This window comes from Pseudolabrys sp. (assembly GCF_035943735.1).
Taxonomy (GTDB): Bacteria; Pseudomonadota; Alphaproteobacteria; order Rhizobiales; family Xanthobacteraceae; genus Pseudolabrys.
In genome coordinates this window covers 179,412-196,331 of sequence record NZ_DASZBV010000006.1, presented here as the reverse complement: position 1 = coordinate 196,331, position 16,920 = coordinate 179,412, and the positions used below count along the sequence as shown (strand labels likewise).

Genomic DNA, 16,920 nt, shown 5'->3' with positions numbered 1-16,920 from the left:
GAGCCGCCCATGCGCATGCTCGTGATCGCCGCCTTGTTGCCCGCCGCCCTGCTGGCCACTACGCCGGCGCTCGCCGCCACCAAGGCGGAGAAGATGCAAACCTGCAAATTCGGCGCCGACAGCGAACACCTCGAAGGCGCCAAAGCCACGGCCTTCATCAAGAAGTGCATGGGCAGCGGCAATTACGAGCCGGCCGCCCGGCGTGATGCGATGAAGAAGACGGTCAAGAAGAAGAAGCCGATGGCGAAGCCGGCCGCCGCGGCGCCAATGGCCGCACCCGCGCAAGCGCCCGCGCCGAAGCAGTAACGGCCGCGCTCGGCCGACGAACGAATAGCGGACACTCCCGGGCTATTCAGGAGTTCGGCACCCGGGAGCATCCGCATCTCGCGTGGCCCGCGACGCACCGCGCTCCTCAACGACGGCCACCGCAGCACGCAGGGTCAAGCCAAGCGCCGCTTAAAATGCGCGGCTTTGATCCAGATCAACCGCCGGTTCACGTCGGGCCCGCGCCCGCTTGACGTACCGCAATCATGCGCGTGCGCGGCTCCTGGGCGCGCCCGATCGTTTCGGCGTCCGCCGAATTATCGCGGCCGGCCTGCGTGCTACCTCCACGGCGTCAACCAAGGAGGATCCGCCATGGCCGTCACCTGCTGTATCCGCTACGTGCTCGATCCCTACAAGCGCGAAGCGTTCGAAGAGTACGCGCGGCGCTGGGCACGCATCATCCCGAAAAACGGCGGCGATCTCATCGGCTATTTCATGCCGCACGAGGGCACCAACAACATCGCGATCGCGCTCGTCTCCTTCGACAGCCTGGCCGACTACGAAACCTACCGCGCGCGGATCAAGGCCGACGCGGACGGCAAGGCCGCTTTCGGCTTCGCCGAGCGTGAGCGGTTCATCCTGAGCGAGGAGCGAACATTCATGCGCCCCGTTGCGTGACCGGCGCACACCGGCGCGCCGTCAGGTTGCGGGCGCCGCACTTCTGATGCGCGCATCGCGCGGGATCGTCGGCGGCGCCGCGTTGAGCTTCTCGATGGCGAAGCCGGCGGCGGCCTTGTAGCCGGCCATGAAGGCCGCGCGCTCCTCGGGCGCAATGACATCGTCGATATCGTCGAACGTGCCGCCGCAGCGCTCGTCGACCATATTGAGCAGTCCGAACGGACCGGCGCCGCGATTGCGCAGGATGAGCTGCGAGATCGGCCCGCACAACTTCGCGTCGAAGGCCGCGAGCGCCGCTTCCGTGACGCCATGCGCGACCATCGCCGCGCCGAGTTCGCGCGCATCGACGATGGCCTGGCTGCCGCCATTGGAGCCGGTCGGGTACATCGCGTGCGCGGCATCGCCCATGAGCGCGACGGGCCCGTCGTGCCAGGTCGGCACCGGATCGCGGTCGATCATCGGGTTTTCGAAGGCGCTGTCGGCGCCGCGGATCATCGCCGGCACGTCGAGCCAGTCCCAGATCCAGTCGTCGAAGTGATGGACGAAGTCGGAGGTCGGCACCTGCCGGAACCAGCCGCTCTGCTTCCACCCTTCCGAATTATCCGTCGTCACCTCGGCGATCCAGTTGATCATCGAAAGGCCGCTCCGCGGATCGGGCTGCGAGATCGGATAAAACACGACGCGCTGGCGATGCGTGCCGAGGCCGACGAACGACGCGCCGGAGCGGATCGGCTTCCCCCAGGTGGTGCCGCGCCACATGATGGCGCCGCCCCAATGGATCGGCGGTTGCTTGGGATGCATCTGCGCGCGCACGGCGGAGTGAATGCCGTCGGCGCCGATCAGCAGCGCGCCGCTCGTCTCTGTGCGCGTGCCGTCGGCATGCTCGACGAAGGCGGTGACGCCGCCGCCGGCATTTTTCCGGTAACCCGTGACGCGGCTGCCAAGACGTAGCGCGCCCCGCCCCATCCGCTCGACCAGTCTGTCATGCAGCAGCATGTGGAAGCGGCCGCGATGCACGGCGTATTGCGGCCAGTTGTAGCCGGCGGAGACCCCACGCGGCTCGGAATAGATGTCGTTGCCGTTCAGCCCGACCAGCGCCCACTCTTTCGCCGGCAGGCCGACGCGGTCGAGATCGGCGGGCGTGAAGCCGAGATCGTAAAGCTCGCGCACGGCGTTGGGCTGCAGGTTGATGCCGACGCCGAGCGGCCGCATCTCGCGCACCGCCTCGTAGACGATCGAGGGCACGCCGATCTGATTGAGCGTCAGCGCCGTTGCCAGCCCGCCGATGCCGCCGCCGGCGATGATCACCGCATTGTCAGTCACGCACTCCCCCCGGTCGCCACGCACGCTATCGATCAAGCCATGTCCCGATCCGCTCGACCGCCTCGCGCATTTCCACGGCCGAACCGGCATAGCAGAAGCGGATGAAGTGGCGGCCGTCAATCGGATCGAAATCGATTCCCGGCGTTGCCGCCACGCCGGCCTCGTTGAGCATGCGTTTTGCAAAATCGAGGCTGTCGTCGGAGAAGCGCGCGATATTGGCGTAGAGATAGAAGGCGCCGTCGACCGGCAGGAATTGGTCGAGCCCGGTGCGCGGCAGGCCTTCGGTCAGGATGCGGCGGTTCTCCTCGTAGCCGTGCTTGACCGCCTCCATCTCCTCGCGGCCGTCGAAGGCGGCCTCTGCCGCGATCTGCGCCAAAGTCGGCACGGAGATGGCCAGATTGCCATGCAGCCGGTCGACCGTGCGCACCAAAGGCTCCGGCAGCACCATCCAGCCGACACGCCAGCCGGTCATGCAGAAATATTTGGAGAAGGAATTGATCACCACAGCGCGCGACGACAGCTTCGCCGCCGTCTCGGCGCGGAAGGCGTAGTCGAGCCCATGATAGATCTCGTCGGAGATGACGCGGATGCCGGCGTCCTCGGCGACCGCGATCAGTTCGCCGAGAGCGCGCGCATCCATCATCGTGCCGGTCGGGTTGGCGGGGCTGGCGACAATGACGCCTTTAACCGGCGTCTTACGATGGGCAGCGATCAGCGCCTCGGGCGACAGCGCCCAGCGCGTCTCGGCCGACGTCTCGATCAGCACCGGCTCGCAGCCGAGCGCGGTCAGGATGTGCCGGTACGGCGGATAGCCGGGATTGGCCAGCGCCACCCGGTCACCGGCCTCGAACAGCGACAGGAAAGAGAGGATGAAGCCGCCCGAGGAGCCGGTGGTCACCGCCACCCGCGCCGGATCGAGATCGACGCCGTAGGCGTCGCGGTAGTGCCGGGCGATCCGGGCCCGGAGTGACGGCATTCCCAGCGATTCGGTGTAGCCGATGCGGCCACCCTCGAGCGCGGCCTGCGCCGCCCGCCGTGCGCAAAGCGGCGCCGGCGCCGCCGGCTGCCCGACCTCCATGTGCACGACGCGCTCGCCCCGCGCCTCCCGCGCCGCGGCCGCCGCCATCACGTCCATGACGATGAACGGCGGCACATCGCTGCGCCGGGACGGAGAAAGCAGGTCTTTGGCCGCATTCAGCATGGAATTTACGCCATATCGCCGTCGGTTCCGCCCCGCTCCCGCCGCATTCGGCGGGTTGCTTGGCCCGATCAAGCGCATGTCATGACTCACACGTGATCGCAACCCGCGTTGACCGTCCAAGGGCGCGTCACTAGGGTCTCGCCGATCCGCGGCGGATATAATCGTGGAATGAGCGACACCGGCTTTTTTGTCAGGACCCGGCGGGCGGCGTCGGCCATGCTCGCCGCCGCCGGCGCAATCGCCTTCGGCGCCCTCGCCGGCGGACCGTCTCCGCTGCCCGAGGCGGCGCAGGCGCAGAACGCGCCGAACCTGCCGATCATCCGCGACACCGAGATCGAGAACCTGCTGCGCGATTACGCGACGCCGGTCCTGCGCGCCGCCGGCCTGTCGCAGCAGAAGATCCGCGTCGTCATCCTCAACGACCGCAGCTTCAACGCCTTCGTCATGGACGGGCGCCATATCTTCATCAATGCCGGCGCGCTGTTCGAGTCGAAGACGCCGAACGAGGTGATCGGCGTGCTGGCGCACGAGACCGGGCATCTCGCCGGCGGCCACATGATGCGCCTGCGCGAGCAGCTCGCGCACGCGCAGACCGCCTCGATCGTGGCGATGCTGGCCGGCATCGGCGCGGCCGTCGCCGGCGCGCGCGCGGGAGCCGGCGATGTCGGCACCGCCGCGATCCTGGCGCCGCAGTCGGTGATCCAGCGCACGCTGCTCGCCTACGTGCGCACGCAGGAAGACCAGGCCGACCATGCCGGCGTGAAATTCCTCAACGAAACGCATCAGTCGCCGAAAGGCATGCTCGACCTGTTCAAGCGCCTCAGCAACGAGAGTCTGTACAATTCGCGCTACGTCGATCCCTACCTGCAGACGCATCCGATGCCGGCCGATCGCGTCGCGGCGCTGGCGCAGATCGCGCACGCCAGCCCCTATTTCGACAAGAAGGATTCGCCGGAGCTGCAGCTGCGCCACGACATGATGCGGGCGAAGTTGTCCGGCTTCCTGGAAACGCCGGGCACGGTGATGCGCCGCTTCCCGTCGAGCGATCACAGTCTGCCGGCGCGCTATGCGCGCGCGATCTCGGCCTACCGGCATTCCGACCTGCGCAACGCGCTCTCCCAGATCGACGGCCTCATCCAGACCGAGCCGAACAATCCCTACTTCTACGAGCTCAAGGGGCAGGCACTGCTCGAAGGCGGCAAACCCAAGGAGGCGGTGGCGCCGCTGCGCCGCGCCGTCGCGTTGTCGCACAATGCGCCGCTGATCGACGGCCTGCTCGGGCAAGCGCTGGTCGCCACCGGCAACAGGCAATATGCTGGCGAGGCGGTGCCGATCCTGCGCACGGCGATCCAGCGCGACGACGACATCCCCGGCGCCTTCACGCAGCTCGGGATGGCCTACGGACTCACCGGCAATCTCGCCGAGGCCGATCTCGCCTCGGCGCAGGCCGCCGCCGCCCGCGGCGACATTGGCACCGCGCGCCAGCTCGCCTCGCGCGCCAAGACCCGCTTTCCCGTCGGCTCGCCCGCCTGGGTGCGCGCCGACGACATCACGAACCTGAAGCCGCCGAAGCGGACCTTCGGCAATTAGCGTTTCACGCAGAGGACGACCGAACATGATCCCCCGCTCCCGTCTCTTCGCTCTGGCCGGCGCCGTGCTGCTCACGGCCGCCGCGCCCTTCATCGCCAGCGCCGCCGAGTTCTCGGCGCCACAGCGCACCGAGATCGAGACCATCATTCGCGAATACCTCGTGCAGCATCCGGAAGTGCTGCAGGACGCGATGGCCGAACTCGAGAAGCGGCAGAACGCCGCCCAGGCGGAGAAGGGCAAGGCCGCGGTCAAGCAATACTCGCAGGCGCTGTTCTACTCGCCGCGCCAGGTCGTGCTCGGCGACCCCAACGGCAAGATCACCTTCGTCGAGTTCTTCGATTACAACTGCGCCTACTGCAAGCACGCGATGAGCGACATGCTGACGTTGCTCAAGAACGATCCGAAGCTGCGCGTCGTGCTCAAGGAATTCCCCGTACTCGGACCGGGCTCGGTCGAGGCGGCGCAGGTGGCGGTGGCCGTGCGCATGCAGGACAAGAGCGGCAAGAAGTATCTCGAATTCCACCAGAAGCTGCTCGGCGGCCGCGGCGTCGCCGACCGCGCCAAGGCCCTCGCCGTCGCCAAGGACGTCGGTCTCGACATGACGCAGTTGCAGAAGGACATGCAGAGCCCGGAGGTGAAGGCGACTTTGGAGGAGAACTTCAAGCTCGCCGACGCGCTGGGCTTGAACGGCACGCCGAGCTACGTCATCGGCGACCAGGTCGTGGTCGGTGCCGTCGGTCTGCCGCAGCTGCAACAGGACATCAACACCGCGCGCTGCGGCAAGGCGAGCTGCTGAAGCCGACGCCTCAACACTCTCGCTTAAGTTCAACGGCCGCCGCGGATTTTCCCCGGCGGCCGTTTTGCATTCAGAGCTCTCATGGAACCGGGTTCCATTCCCGGACGTTTGCGCGCGCATGGATACGATCGGCATCGAGGAGGAATTCTTCGTCTTCGACCGGCGCACGCGGCGTGCTGCGCGGCGCATGGACCGCGTCTTCCTTGCGCGCGCCCGCGACGCGCTCGGCGAGCACCTGATGACCGAGATGCTGCAGTCGCAGATCGAGGTGGCGACGCCGCCCTGCGAGACCATGGAGGAAGCGCGGACGCACCTTGCACACTATCGTCGCGCGCTCGCCGAAGCGGCCGCGCCGCGCGGTCTCGGCATCGCCGCCATGGGCACCTTCCCGCTCGCCTTCTGGCCGGAGCAGGAGATGACGCCGAAGGCGCGCTACGGCGCCATCATGCAGGACCTGCAGATGATCGGCGCGCGCAACATGCTGTGCGGCATGCACGTGCACGTCGCGGTGCGCGACGGCGCCAGCCGCATCGACCTCATCCGCCGCCTCACGCCCTATCTGCCGCTGCTGCTGGCACTATCGACGTCCTCGCCGTTCTGGCAGGGCCACCTGTCCGGCCTCCGCGGCTATCGCCTCGCCGCTTATGACGAGCTGCCGCGCACCGGCCTGCCCGAGCTGTTCCGCACCGAGGCGGAATACGAGGAATATGTCGGCGCGCTCGTCGCGGCGCGCATCATCCCCGATGCGAGCTACATCTGGTGGGCGGTGCGGCCGTCGCTGTCCCACCCGACCATCGAGCTGCGCGTCGCCGACAGCTGCACGCGGCTTGCCGACGCACTCGCCATCGCGGCGCTGTTCCGCTGCCTCGTGCGCGCGCTCGACAAGAACCCGGCACTCAACGCCGACTTCGACCGCGTCGGCCGCGCCATCACCGCCGAGAACAAGTGGCACGCGCAGCGGCACGGCCTCGGCGCCACCTTCGTCGATCCGTTCAGCCGCGCGCCGCTCGACGCTGCCACCTGGCTCGCGTCGGTGCGGGAGATCGTCGCCCCGCACGCCGCGGCGCTCGGCTGCGGCGGCACGCTGGCGCATCTCGACGCCATCCTCGTCGAGGGCAGCAGCGCCGACCGCCAGATCGCCGTCTACCGCGCCGCGCGCGACGCCGGCGGCCAAAGGTTAACGGCAGTCAAGGAGGTCATCGACTGGGCCGCCGCGGAAACCCTGGCCTCCGCGGCCTGAGCGCCCCTGCGGGCTTCCCCTCGCCCGCCCGTCCACCTATAAGAAACCAACGTTTTCATCCTCCGCGCCCCATCCGGCGCGCCGCCGGTTGCGCCATGGCCACGACCATCCACGTCCTCAACGGGCCGAACATGAACTTGCTCGGCACGCGCGAGCCGGAGAAATACGGCACGACGACGCTCGCCGACGTCGAGGCGCTCTGCCGCGCCACCGCCAGGCGCTTCGGCATCGACATCGTCTTCCGCCAGACCAACGGCGAAGGCGAAATGGTCACCCACATCCAGGAGGCCCGCGCGCAGGGCGCCGCCGGCATCGTCATCAACCCGGCCGGCTACACCACCACCTCGATCGCCATCATGGACGCCATCTTCGCCGTCGGCATCCCGGTGATCGAATGCCACATCACCAACATCCACCAGCGCGAAGCCTTCCGGCACAACTCCTATGTGTCGAAGGCGGCCAAGGCCGTGCTCGCCGGCTTCGGCGTCAACAGCTACGCGCTGGCGATCATCGGATTGGCCGGCATGGTCGGCGCCAAAGAGAAGAACTGAGCGGACACGGAATGGCAAAGACGCCGAAGACCCTCGTCGATCGCGAACTGATCCTGGAACTGTCCAAGCTTCTGGACGAGACCGGGCTGACCGAAATCGAGATCGAGCAGGAGGGCACGCGCATCCGTGTCGCGCGTGGCGGCGTGGCGCCGGCCGCGACCGTGGTCGTGCCGGCAAAGCCGATGGCGGCCACGCCGCAGCCAATCGGGGAATCGGTCGCCGCGTCGCTCGATCCGGCCAAGCATCCCGGAGTCGTCAACTCGCCGATGGTCGGCACCGCCTATGCCGCGGCCGAACCCGGCGCGAAGCCCTTCATCGAGATCGGCACCAAGGTGAAGGCCGGCGACACCCTGCTCATCGTCGAGGCGATGAAGACGATGAACCAGATTCCGGCGCCGCGCGGCGGCACCGTCATCCAGATCCTGTTCGACGACGGCCAGCCGGTCGAGTTCGGCGAGCCGCTGGTGATCATCGAGTGATGTTCGACAAGATCCTCATCGCCAATCGCGGCGAGATCGCGCTCCGCGTGCTGCGCGCCTGCAAGGAGCTCGGCATCCCCACCGTCGCGGTGCATTCGACCGCCGACGCCGAGGCGATGCACGTGCGCTTTGCCGACGAAAGCGTGTGCATCGGGCCGCCGGCGGCGAAGGACAGCTACCTCAATATCCCGGCGATCCTCGCCGCCTGCGAGATCACCGGCGCCGACGCGGTGCATCCGGGCTACGGCTTCCTCTCGGAAAACGCCCGCTTCGCCGAAATCCTCGACGACCACGGCATCGGCTTCATCGGCCCCAAAGCCGAGCACATCCGCATCATGGGCGACAAGATCGAGGCCAAGCGCACCGCCAAGCGCCTCGGCATCCCGGTCGTACCCGGCTCGGACGGCGGCGTCACTTCCGATGTCGAAGCCGCGCGCGTCGCCAAGGACATCGGCTTCCCGGTGCTGATCAAGGCGGCGGCCGGCGGCGGCGGCCGCGGCATGAAGGTGGCGCGCAGCGAGGCGGACCTGTCGACCGCGCTGTCGACGGCCCGCAGCGAGGCGAAGGCCGCCTTCGGCGACGATGCGGTTTACATCGAGAAATACCTGCAGAAGCCGCGCCACATCGAGATCCAGGTGCTCGGCGACGGCAAGGGCAAGGCCATCCATCTCGGCGAGCGCGATTGCTCGCTGCAGCGGCGCCATCAAAAAGTGCTCGAGGAAAGCCCCTCGCCCGCGCTCAACACGCAGGCGCGCGACCGGATCGGCGAGACGGTCGCCAAGGCAATGCGCGATATCCAGTATCTCGGCGTCGGCACCGTCGAGTTCCTCTATGAAGACGGGCAGTTCTACTTCATCGAGATGAACACCCGCATCCAGGTCGAGCATCCGGTCACCGAAATGGTCACCGACATCGACCTGATCTTCGAGCAGATCCGCGTCGCCGCCGGCGCCGAGCTCGAACTGAAGCAGAGCGACGTGCGCTTCCATGGCCACGCCATCGAGTGCCGCATCAACGCCGAAAACCCGGTCTCCTTCCGGCCGTCGCCCGGCAAGATCCTGCATTATCATCCGCCCGGCGGACTGGGCGTGCGCATCGACAGTGCGGTCTACCAGGGGTACACGATCCCGCCGTATTACGATTCGCTGGTCGGCAAATTGATTGTGCACGGCAAGACACGCCAGGAATGCCTGATGCGGCTCAAGCGCGCGCTCGACGAGGTGGTGGTCGACGGCATCGAGACCACCCTGCCCCTGTTCCGCGCGCTGGTGCGCGAGAAGGATATCATCGACGGCAATTATCATATTCACTGGCTGGAGCAGTTCCTCGCCCGAGGGGGCATGGAGGAGTAACGCCGCGCGCATCGGCGCCGAAGTCCGGGGGGTCGGTTTCGGCAGACGGGTGCGCGCCAGACGATCAAAGGTGCAATGGCTGCTAAACGGACTCCCGTCGTCTCGCTGCAACCCCTTCTCCTCGGTCTCGGTTTCGCGCTTCTGGTGGTGATCAGCGCCGCCACGGTCTATCTCGTCGACCGCGCCGCGGACGATCTGCAGCGCCTGACGCAAACCCTGCGCGTCGAGGACCAGCTCTCCAACGTGCTGCTCGACGTGCGGCGCGCCGAGAGCAGCCAGCGCGGCTACCTCTTCACCAACAACCAGGACTACCTCAAGGAGTTCTACGAGGCCGAGCCGCAGGCGCGGCAGCTCCTCGCCGAGCTGCGCACGCTGACCAAGGACAATCCCGCCCGTCAGGCGATGCTCGATGAGGCGACGAAGCTCATCGACGCCAAGTTCAAGGAGATGAGCGCGACCGTGGTCCTGAGCCAGCAGGGCCGCCGCGACGAGGCGCGCAATCTGGTCTTGACCGGCGCCGGCCGCACCATCGCCGACCAGCTGCGCAAGATGATCGACGGCGCGATCAGCGACGAGGCGCATCTCGCGGCAACCCGCCGCGACCAGTCGCGGCAGACCAACCGCATGCTGCTCTACGTAACGCTCGCCGGCGCCGCGGTGATCGTGATCATCGGCATCCTCTCGATCGTGCTCGTCCAGCGCAACATGCGTGAGCGGGAGGCGACGCAGAAGGAGATCGAATCCACCAACGCCAACCTCGAGCGCATCGTCGAATACCGGACCGCCGATCTGACCGAGGCGAACGAGGAGATCCAGCGCTTCGCCTACATCGTCAGCCACGATCTGCGCTCGCCGCTCGTCAACATCATGGGCTTCACCTCGGAGCTCGAGGCGCTGCGCAAGGACATCTTCGAGCAGATCGGCAAGCTCTCCGCCCAGATCGCCGCGCTCGACGCGCAGGCCGCCGCGGCGACGGCCGAGGGCCAGATCGACCAGCTCGGCGAGGAATTCGACGAGGCCATTCGCTTCATCAAGACCTCGATCTCGAACATGGACCGGCTGATCAACGCGGTGCTCAGGCTCTCGCGTGAGGGCCGGCGCCAGTTTGAGCCGCAACAGGTCGACATGGACGGACTGCTGCGCGGCATTGTCGAGACAGTCACCCATCGCGCGGTGGAACTCGGCGCCCGCATCGACATTGGTCATCTGCCTGACGTTGAAAGTGACCGACTGGCGATGGAACAAGTCTTCGCCAATCTCGTTGATAATGCCTTGAAGTACGGCCGGACGGGGGAACCGCTGCACATTGAGATTACAGGCCGCGCTACCGGTGCCCAGGTCGTTTACGACGTGAAGGACAACGGGCGCGGCATCGCCCCTGCCGACCATGCCCGCGTGTTCGAACTGTTCCGCCGCTCCGGTGCCCAGGACCGGCCTGGCGAGGGCATCGGCCTTGCGCACGTCCGCGCGCTGGTTCGGCGGCTGGGCGGCACCATGGGTCTGGCCTCGCAGCTTGGCCAGGGCAGTACATTTACCGTGACACTGCCGCGGCGGTGGACAGGGGGAAACTGGAGGATGGGATGAACAGCCGCATGTCGGAGCAGCCGGTCCAGATCGTCATGATCGAGGACGACGAGGGCCACGCACGGCTGATCGAGAAGAACATCCGCCGCGCCGGCGTCACCAATCCGGTCACACCCTTCGGCAACGGCACCGACGCACTCAAATTCCTGTTCGGTCCGGACGGCACGGGGATAGCAAACAAGAACAAGCCGCTGCTGGTATTGCTGGATCTTAATTTGCCCGACATGACCGGTGTCGATATCCTGAACAAGATCAAGACCAACGACCACCTCAAGCGGGTTCCGGTCGTGGTGCTGACGACCACCGACGACGCCGTCGAGATCCAGCGCTGCTACGATCTCGGCTGCAACGTCTACATCACCAAGCCCGTGAATTACGACAGCTTCGCCAACGCCATCCGCCAGCTCGGCCTGTTCTTCTCGGTCATTCAGGTCCCCTCGCCCACCTGAGCCAGCGAACACAATGCCGCGCAAGATCCTCTATATCGACGACGACGAAGGCCTGCGCACTTTGGTCAAGCGCGGGCTCGGCCGCGAGGGCATCGAGGTCGTCAACGCCGGCTCGGGCGAAGACGGGCTCATGGCGCTCGCCGCGCATCCCGACATCGACGTCGTCGCACTCGACCTCTATATGCCCGGCCTCTCCGGCATCGAGACGCTCGAGCGCATCCACGCGATGGAAAACCACCCGCCTGTCGTCGTCGTCACCGGCGCGCAGGACAGCCGCATGGCGGTCGCGGCGCTGAAAGCCGGCGCGTTCGACTACGTGGTCAAGGACATCCAGGGCGAATTCATCTTCCTGCTGAAGGCCGCCCTCTCCGGCGCCGTCTCCGCCATGCGCATGCGCCGCGCCAAGGAAGCGGCCGAGGCCGAGGTGCGCGCCGCGCGCGACCGCTTCGAGGCGCTCGCCGCCGAGCGCGCGCTCTTGATGCGCGAAGTCAATCATCGCGTCGGCAACTCGCTGCAGATGATCGCCTCCATGTTGACACTGCATGCCAACGCAGCCCCGTCCTCCGACGTGAAGGAGGCACTGACCGACGCCACCGGGCGCGTGCTCGCGGTGGCGCAGGTGCACCGACGCCTCTACACCTCGGACGATGTGCAGTCGGTCGCCGTCGATCAGTATCTCGACGCGCTGATCGAGGATTTGCGCCGTTCCTCCGAAACCAACGAGCTGGCGCAGCTCACGCTCGCGGCCGAGCCGATCGCCGTCGATCCCGATCGCGCCGTCGCCGTCGGCGTCATCGTCAACGAACTCGTCATGAACGCGCTCAAATACGCCTACCCCGAGGGCAAGGGCCCGATCCGCGTCGACTTGCGCGCCAGCGGCAAGGGCCGCGCCGAGTTCAGCGTCGAGGACGATGGCGTCGGCATGGCGCCGAACGCGCAGCCAAAATCGACGGGGCTCGGCCAGCGCATCGTCCGCGCCATGGGTGAGAAACTCGGCGCCAGGGTCGAGATCGACCGCGCGCACAGAGGGACGCGCGTCACCGTGTCGTTCGATGTGCGTAAACCACAGGCCGCGGCGCGGCCGGCCGCCTGATCGGTCAGTGCGTCGTGCCGATGGCGATCTGCTCCAGCACGTGCTGCAGCTTGCGCTGGTCGAACGGCTTCGGCATGAAGGCCGAATGCGGCACCAGCCCGTCGAGATCGTCTCCGCGATAGCGGCCGGAGGCATAGACCACCGGCAATTCCGGCCTGAGCGCCCGCGCTTTCTGCGCGAGCTCGGCGCCTGTCATGCGCCCGGGCAGGTTGATGTCGGTGAAGAGCACGTCGACGGCGCCGCCGCCATTGATGTAGTCGAGCGCCTCGTCGGCGGAGGACGCTTCGTGCACCTCGCAGCCCAGTTCGCTCAACCAGTCGCTGACCAGCATGCTGATGAGGGCTTCGTCCTCGACCAGGAGGACCGAGATCGCCGCCATGATACTCAACTCCCGTTCCGTACTGTCCCGCCGCGTCAACGCGAATCGCGCCGATTTGGATCGAACTTTCCAAAACTTGAGCGGATCATGGTCAATTTCGCGTTAACGGTGCGAAACGCTTCGCGCTAAACTGCGCGGACACGCGGAACAGCCATGGCCAGTCGCGAGAGCGCATTCGTCGAGATCACGCCGCAGGTGCTGCTGAAGGCCTATGCCTGCGGCATCTTTCCGATGGCCGAGAGCGCCGAGGATCCGGCGCTCTACTGGATCGAGCCGGACATGCGCGGCATCATTCCGCTCGACGGCTTCCATGTGCCGTCGCGGCTCGCCCGCACCGTGCGCACGACGCGCTTCACCGTGCACGTCAATCGCGACTTCGAGGGCATCATCGACGGCTGCGCCGAGCCGAAGCCGGACCGCAGCCGCACCTGGATCAACGCGCGCATCCGCCGCATCTACCGCGCGCTGTTCGACAACGGCGACTGTCACACCGTCGAGGTTTACGACGGAGAGACACTTGTCGGTGGATTGTACGGCGTTTCATTGGGGCGCGCCTTCTTCGGCGAAAGCATGTTCCACCACGCACGCGACGCCTCCAAGATCGCGCTGGTGCATCTGGTCGCGCGGCTCAAAGCCGGCGGCTATCGCCTGCTCGATACGCAGTTCGTCACCGGACACTTGAAGACCTTCGGCGCCGTGGAAGTGCCCAAGCATCGCTATCACCGCCTGCTCGAGGAGGCGGTGGTCGGTCACGCCGACTTCTTCGCGTTGCCCGCCGACCGGCCGGTCAGCGGCGAGGAAGCACTGGCGATCGTGGAGCGCGTCTAGGCGTCAGCGCAGCGGCGGCAACGTGCCGGCCGGTTGCTGCGCGCGCGGCTGCACCGTCCGCCGCAAGGCCGGCGCCGGACGCGCGGGCTTCGCCGCCGGCTTCGGCGCTGCCTCTTGCGGCGAGGCGTCGGCCACCGCCGGGTTCTTGCCGCCTTTGCAGTCGGTCAGCCACACGTCGTAGATCGGATGCTCGACCGCATGCAGGCCCGGCGAAGACGCGAACATCCAGCCGGTGAAAATGCGCCTGATCTCGCCCTGCAGCGTCACCTCGTCGACCTCGACGAAGGAGTCGGTGTTCGGCGTCTCCGTCGGCGGCCGCGAATAGCAGACGCGTGGCGTCACCTGCAGCGCGCCGAACTGCACCGTCTCGTTTATGGCGACGTCGAAGGAGATGATGCGGCCGGTGATCTTGTCGAGGCCGGCGAACACCGCGGTCGGATTGGCGATGCGCTCCGGCGGCGGCTCTACGACCACTTCTTCGGTCGGCGGCGCGCCGGGCGTCGCGGCGGCCGGCTGTTGTGGCTGACCGGGCGGTTGCGCCTGCGCTGGCTGTTGCGGCTGCGCATTCGGCGCGCCGGGCGCGCCCGGAGCCTGCGCGGGCGAAGGCTGCGCCGAATTGGTGTTCGCCTGATTGGGCTGCGGCTGCGGCTCGGCCGGCGCCTGAGTCGCGCCCGGCAGCGGCGCCAAATCCTGCGACTGGATGCCGCCCCCGCCCGGCCGGCTCGACGGCGGCAGGCTCATCGGCGGCGGCTGCGGTTCGCTCGGCGGCACGTCGTCGGCGCCGGTGCGCACGTCGGCTGGCGGCCGCGGCGCGTTCGGATCGAACTGCCGCTGCTGGTATGCGGGCTGCTGATACTGCGGCTGCGGCGGGTAGTACCGCCGGTCGTCCTGGCTCGGATAATAGTTCGGCGGCGGCGGAGGCGGCTGCGACGGCGCGTAATACGGCGGCGCATTGTTGCCGGGCGGTGCGTTCGGCACGTCCGCCGGCGGCCGCGGCGGACCGTTATCGCGGAAGATCGATCCGAACTGCGCGAACGCCGGCGTGGCGGCCATCACGGCGCCGGCGATCAAAACGGAATGGAAGAGCTTCGAGCGCGCCATGTACGCGGGACGTCCCCCTTGGACCCCATGGGACGGCGCGGAATCGGGCCGGCGCCCCCGAAGCGCCCGGTTAACATGGAGAATACGGCGGCGGAAGGGCGGATCAGTCGCCCGGCGCCCAGGCGTTGTAATCGCCGGTCGCGCGCGGCCGCTGTCCCTGGGCCAAGGTCGAGCCCGGCGGCCGATAGGCGCCCGGCGTGCCGGTCAGGTTCGGACGATGCGGCTTCTGCCACTCACGCGGCGTGTAATTTTCCTGCGTCGGCGGCGTGTCGACCGTGTGATGCATCCAGCCATGCCAGGACGGCGGAATGGTCGAGGCCTCGGCATAACCGGGATAGATCACCCAGCGCCGCTCGAAGCCGAGCGAGGGGTCGATCTTGCCACCCTTGGTGCGGAAATAACGGTTGCCGAACTCGTCCTCGCCCACCGCCTCGCCGTACAGCCAGGTCCAGACCTGGGTGCCGAAGGTCTGCGAGTTCCACCAGGTGAACGTTTTCAGGAGGAAACTTTTCATGGTTCGACGCCGTTGGTGACGGCGCGTTCTGCCACCTCGCCTGCGCAGTGTAAAGCACAGGGGCCTCCGCCGCGCGCCATGCCGGTCAACACGGAAGGATGATATTGCTCTAACGCATGGATTCGCTGAGAAACGTCCTCGACACGGTGCGCGTCTGGCTCGACTGGCTCCCCGACCCGATCGTGGCGGCCCTGATCCTGCTCATCGCCATCGGGTTCGCGCTCATCCTGCACCGCCTGTTGCGCAAGGCCTCGCGCCGGCTGATCGCCGCGCGCTATCCGAACCTGTTCTCCGTCATCACCCAGATGCGCGGCTTGAGCCGGCTGGCGCTGTTCATCCTGGCGGTCTATTCCGCACTGCCGGTGCTGCCGATCGACTACGACCTCAAGCGGGTGATCGCGCGGCTACTCGCGATGTGTATCATCGCCCTCATCGGCTGGGCGGCGATCGCGGCCCTGCACATCACCGCCGACATCTACCTTCGCCGTTACCGCCTCGACGTCGAGGACAACCTGCTGGCGCGCAAGCACAACACGCAGATCCGCGTGCTCCTGCGCAGCATCGACATCATCCTCGTCCTGTTCACGGTCGGCGCGGCACTGATGACGTTCCAGACCGTGCGGCAATACGGCGTCAGCCTGTTCGCCTCGGCCGGCGTCGCCGGCATCATCGCCGGTCTGGCGGCGCGGCCTGTGTTGTCCAACCTCATGGCCGGCGTGCAGTTGGCGATGACGCAGCCGATCCGGCTCGAGGACGCCGTCATCGTCGAGAACGAATACGGCAATGTCGAAGAGATCGGCTCGACGTATGTGGTACTGCGGCTGTGGGACCTGCGCCGCATGATCGTGCCGCTGACCTATTTCATCGAGAAGCCGTTCCAGAACTGGACGCGCGAGAGTTCGACCCTGATCGGCACGGTGCTCATGCAGGTCGACTACCGCGCCCCGGTCGGCGTGATCCGTAAGAAGGCGGAGGAGATCGTCCGCGCCTCCAACCGCTGGGACGGCCGCGTGTTCAACGTCTCTCTCACCGACTTCAAGCACGACACGATGGAGGTGCGCATCCTCGCCAGCGCCGGCGACGCGGGAAAGGTATTCGACCTGCGCTGCGAGATCCGGGAGAAGCTCATCGACTTCCTGCAGCGCGAGCATCCGGAAGTGCTGCCGCGCCAGCGCACCGAACTGGCAGTGGACCGGGAAGCGCCCGGGTCCTCGGTGACCGTCACCGCGGGCGGCACCAAGGCCGCCGCCGGTGGGCGCAGCGGCTGACCCGACCGCCCGAACCCCACCCGGACACCATCGTCCAGCGATAGCGCCGATTCACAGGGCTTCGTAACGCCCTCCCCGTCGCGCAAGCCGTGCCCTCGCCGGCTAAGGCCCTGAGTCCCTTTCGAGAATCAGCGACCGTCGCCGCATCTCTGCCCAGCCTGTCCACCGCCTGTCCCCGCCGGACGGCTCCGGTCGTGGCAGAGCGCCCCGCGCCGCAAGGCCCGATTTTC

Annotated in this window: 18 protein-coding genes; 13 read left to right on the top strand and 5 right to left on the bottom strand. The window is 67.3% G+C overall.

The window, feature by feature from the left end; genetic code table 11:
* Positions 1-9 precede the first annotated feature (9 nt).
* Both VGV41_RS03975 and VGV41_RS03970 read left to right on the top strand, forming a co-directional pair.
* Positions 10-306, top strand: coding sequence for a hypothetical protein (locus tag VGV41_RS03975; protein WP_326862356.1), 297 nt, complete (start codon positions 10-12; stop codon positions 304-306).
* Positions 307-636: 330 nt separating this feature from the next.
* Positions 637-942 carry an NIPSNAP family protein gene (locus tag VGV41_RS03970; protein WP_326862355.1) on the top strand — a complete coding sequence of 102 codons (306 nt, stop codon included), beginning with the start codon at positions 637-639 and terminating at the stop codon, positions 940-942.
* Between the two features lie 21 nt (positions 943-963).
* Here the strand turns inward: VGV41_RS03970 and VGV41_RS03965 are convergent, their stop codons facing one another.
* Both VGV41_RS03965 and VGV41_RS03960 read right to left on the bottom strand, forming a co-directional pair.
* Positions 964-2,265, bottom strand: coding sequence for a flavin-dependent oxidoreductase (locus VGV41_RS03965; protein WP_326862354.1), 1,302 nt, complete (start codon positions 2,263-2,265; stop codon positions 964-966).
* 25 nt (positions 2,266-2,290) lie between these two features.
* Positions 2,291-3,466, bottom strand: a complete 1,176-nt coding sequence (locus VGV41_RS03960) for a pyridoxal phosphate-dependent aminotransferase (protein ID WP_326862353.1) — start codon at positions 3,464-3,466, stop codon at positions 2,291-2,293.
* A gap of 168 nt (positions 3,467-3,634) precedes the next feature.
* Here VGV41_RS03960 and VGV41_RS03955 point away from each other — a divergent pair, with 168 nt between their 5' ends.
* The 9 genes from VGV41_RS03955 to VGV41_RS03915 all read left to right on the top strand — a co-directional run bounded on the left by VGV41_RS03955 (position 3,635) and on the right by VGV41_RS03915 (position 12,600).
* Complete coding sequence (locus tag VGV41_RS03955) at positions 3,635-5,056, top strand: M48 family metalloprotease (RefSeq protein WP_326862352.1); 1,422 nt, start codon at positions 3,635-3,637, stop codon at positions 5,054-5,056.
* A 28-nt stretch (positions 5,057-5,084) separates the two neighbouring features.
* The gene (locus VGV41_RS03950; protein ID WP_414705058.1) at positions 5,085-5,852 is read left to right on the top strand and encodes a DsbA family protein; all 768 of its coding nucleotides are present in this window, start codon (positions 5,085-5,087) and stop codon (positions 5,850-5,852) included.
* A 118-nt stretch (positions 5,853-5,970) separates the two neighbouring features.
* A complete protein-coding gene (locus tag VGV41_RS03945) occupies positions 5,971-7,092 on the top strand; it encodes a carboxylate-amine ligase (RefSeq protein ID WP_326862350.1) in 1,122 nt (373 codons plus the stop codon).
* Between the two features lie 95 nt (positions 7,093-7,187).
* Complete coding sequence (locus VGV41_RS03940; protein WP_326862349.1) at positions 7,188-7,643, top strand: type II 3-dehydroquinate dehydratase; 456 nt, start codon at positions 7,188-7,190, stop codon at positions 7,641-7,643.
* A gap of 11 nt (positions 7,644-7,654) precedes the next feature.
* Positions 7,655-8,122: an acetyl-CoA carboxylase biotin carboxyl carrier protein gene (gene accB, locus VGV41_RS03935; protein WP_326862348.1), complete on the top strand. Its 468-nt coding sequence runs from the start codon at positions 7,655-7,657 to the stop codon at positions 8,120-8,122.
* Positions 8,122-9,474 carry an acetyl-CoA carboxylase biotin carboxylase subunit gene (accC, locus tag VGV41_RS03930; protein WP_326862347.1) on the top strand — a complete coding sequence of 451 codons (1,353 nt, stop codon included), beginning with the start codon at positions 8,122-8,124 and terminating at the stop codon, positions 9,472-9,474. The genes accB and accC overlap by 1 nt, the downstream gene beginning before the upstream one ends.
* A 75-nt stretch (positions 9,475-9,549) precedes the next feature.
* Complete coding sequence (locus VGV41_RS03925; RefSeq protein WP_326862346.1) at positions 9,550-11,058, top strand: sensor histidine kinase; 1,509 nt, start codon at positions 9,550-9,552, stop codon at positions 11,056-11,058.
* Positions 11,055-11,507, top strand: coding sequence for a response regulator (locus tag VGV41_RS03920; protein WP_326862345.1), 453 nt, complete (start codon positions 11,055-11,057; stop codon positions 11,505-11,507). Before VGV41_RS03925 ends, VGV41_RS03920 begins: the two co-directional genes overlap by 4 nt.
* A 13-nt stretch (positions 11,508-11,520) precedes the next feature.
* Positions 11,521-12,600, top strand: a complete 1,080-nt coding sequence (locus VGV41_RS03915) for a sensor histidine kinase (protein ID WP_326862344.1) — start codon at positions 11,521-11,523, stop codon at positions 12,598-12,600.
* 4 nt (positions 12,601-12,604) lie between these two features.
* Here VGV41_RS03915 and VGV41_RS03910 read toward each other — a convergent pair whose 3' ends face one another.
* Positions 12,605-12,979 carry a response regulator gene (locus VGV41_RS03910; RefSeq protein WP_326862343.1) on the bottom strand — a complete coding sequence of 125 codons (375 nt, stop codon included), beginning with the start codon at positions 12,977-12,979 and terminating at the stop codon, positions 12,605-12,607.
* A 153-nt stretch (positions 12,980-13,132) separates the two neighbouring features.
* Between VGV41_RS03910 and aat the strand changes: the two genes are divergently transcribed.
* On the top strand, positions 13,133-13,807 hold the full coding sequence (gene aat / locus VGV41_RS03905; RefSeq protein WP_326862342.1) for a leucyl/phenylalanyl-tRNA--protein transferase: 675 nt from the start codon (positions 13,133-13,135) through the stop codon (positions 13,805-13,807).
* A gap of 3 nt (positions 13,808-13,810) precedes the next feature.
* Here the strand turns inward: aat and VGV41_RS03900 are convergent, their stop codons facing one another.
* Together VGV41_RS03900 and VGV41_RS03895 are read right to left on the bottom strand one after the other, a co-directional pair.
* Positions 13,811-14,908, bottom strand: a complete 1,098-nt coding sequence (locus VGV41_RS03900) for a DUF2155 domain-containing protein (protein WP_326862341.1) — start codon at positions 14,906-14,908, stop codon at positions 13,811-13,813.
* A gap of 103 nt (positions 14,909-15,011) precedes the next feature.
* The gene (locus tag VGV41_RS03895) at positions 15,012-15,422 is read right to left on the bottom strand and encodes an NADH:ubiquinone oxidoreductase subunit NDUFA12 (protein ID WP_326862340.1); all 411 of its coding nucleotides are present in this window, start codon (positions 15,420-15,422) and stop codon (positions 15,012-15,014) included.
* A 116-nt stretch (positions 15,423-15,538) separates the two neighbouring features.
* Here VGV41_RS03895 and VGV41_RS03890 point away from each other — a divergent pair, with 116 nt between their 5' ends.
* Positions 15,539-16,690, top strand: coding sequence for a mechanosensitive ion channel family protein (locus VGV41_RS03890; RefSeq protein ID WP_326862339.1), 1,152 nt, complete (start codon positions 15,539-15,541; stop codon positions 16,688-16,690).
* Positions 16,691-16,920: the final 230 nt, after the last annotated feature.

Coding starts and splice junctions, on each gene's coding strand:
- VGV41_RS03975 (WP_326862356.1), top strand. CDS start 10: ATGCGCATGCTCGTGATCGCCGCCTTGTTGCCCGCCGCCCTGCTGGCC.
- VGV41_RS03970 (WP_326862355.1), top strand. CDS start 637: ATGGCCGTCACCTGCTGTATCCGCTACGTGCTCGATCCCTACAAGCGC.
- VGV41_RS03960 (WP_326862353.1), bottom strand. CDS start 3,466: ATGCTGAATGCGGCCAAAGACCTGCTTTCTCCGTCCCGGCGCAGCGAT.
- VGV41_RS03955 (WP_326862352.1), top strand. CDS start 3,635: ATGAGCGACACCGGCTTTTTTGTCAGGACCCGGCGGGCGGCGTCGGCC.
- VGV41_RS03945 (WP_326862350.1), top strand. CDS start 5,971: ATGGATACGATCGGCATCGAGGAGGAATTCTTCGTCTTCGACCGGCGC.
- VGV41_RS03940 (WP_326862349.1), top strand. CDS start 7,188: ATGGCCACGACCATCCACGTCCTCAACGGGCCGAACATGAACTTGCTC.
- accB (WP_326862348.1), top strand. CDS start 7,655: ATGGCAAAGACGCCGAAGACCCTCGTCGATCGCGAACTGATCCTGGAA.
- accC (WP_326862347.1), top strand. CDS start 8,122: ATGTTCGACAAGATCCTCATCGCCAATCGCGGCGAGATCGCGCTCCGC.
- VGV41_RS03925 (WP_326862346.1), top strand. CDS start 9,550: ATGGCTGCTAAACGGACTCCCGTCGTCTCGCTGCAACCCCTTCTCCTC.
- VGV41_RS03920 (WP_326862345.1), top strand. CDS start 11,055: ATGAACAGCCGCATGTCGGAGCAGCCGGTCCAGATCGTCATGATCGAG.
- VGV41_RS03915 (WP_326862344.1), top strand. CDS start 11,521: ATGCCGCGCAAGATCCTCTATATCGACGACGACGAAGGCCTGCGCACT.
- VGV41_RS03910 (WP_326862343.1), bottom strand. CDS start 12,979: ATGGCGGCGATCTCGGTCCTCCTGGTCGAGGACGAAGCCCTCATCAGC.
- aat (WP_326862342.1), top strand. CDS start 13,133: ATGGCCAGTCGCGAGAGCGCATTCGTCGAGATCACGCCGCAGGTGCTG.
- VGV41_RS03900 (WP_326862341.1), bottom strand. CDS start 14,908: ATGGCGCGCTCGAAGCTCTTCCATTCCGTTTTGATCGCCGGCGCCGTG.
- VGV41_RS03895 (WP_326862340.1), bottom strand. CDS start 15,422: ATGAAAAGTTTCCTCCTGAAAACGTTCACCTGGTGGAACTCGCAGACC.
- VGV41_RS03890 (WP_326862339.1), top strand. CDS start 15,539: ATGGATTCGCTGAGAAACGTCCTCGACACGGTGCGCGTCTGGCTCGAC.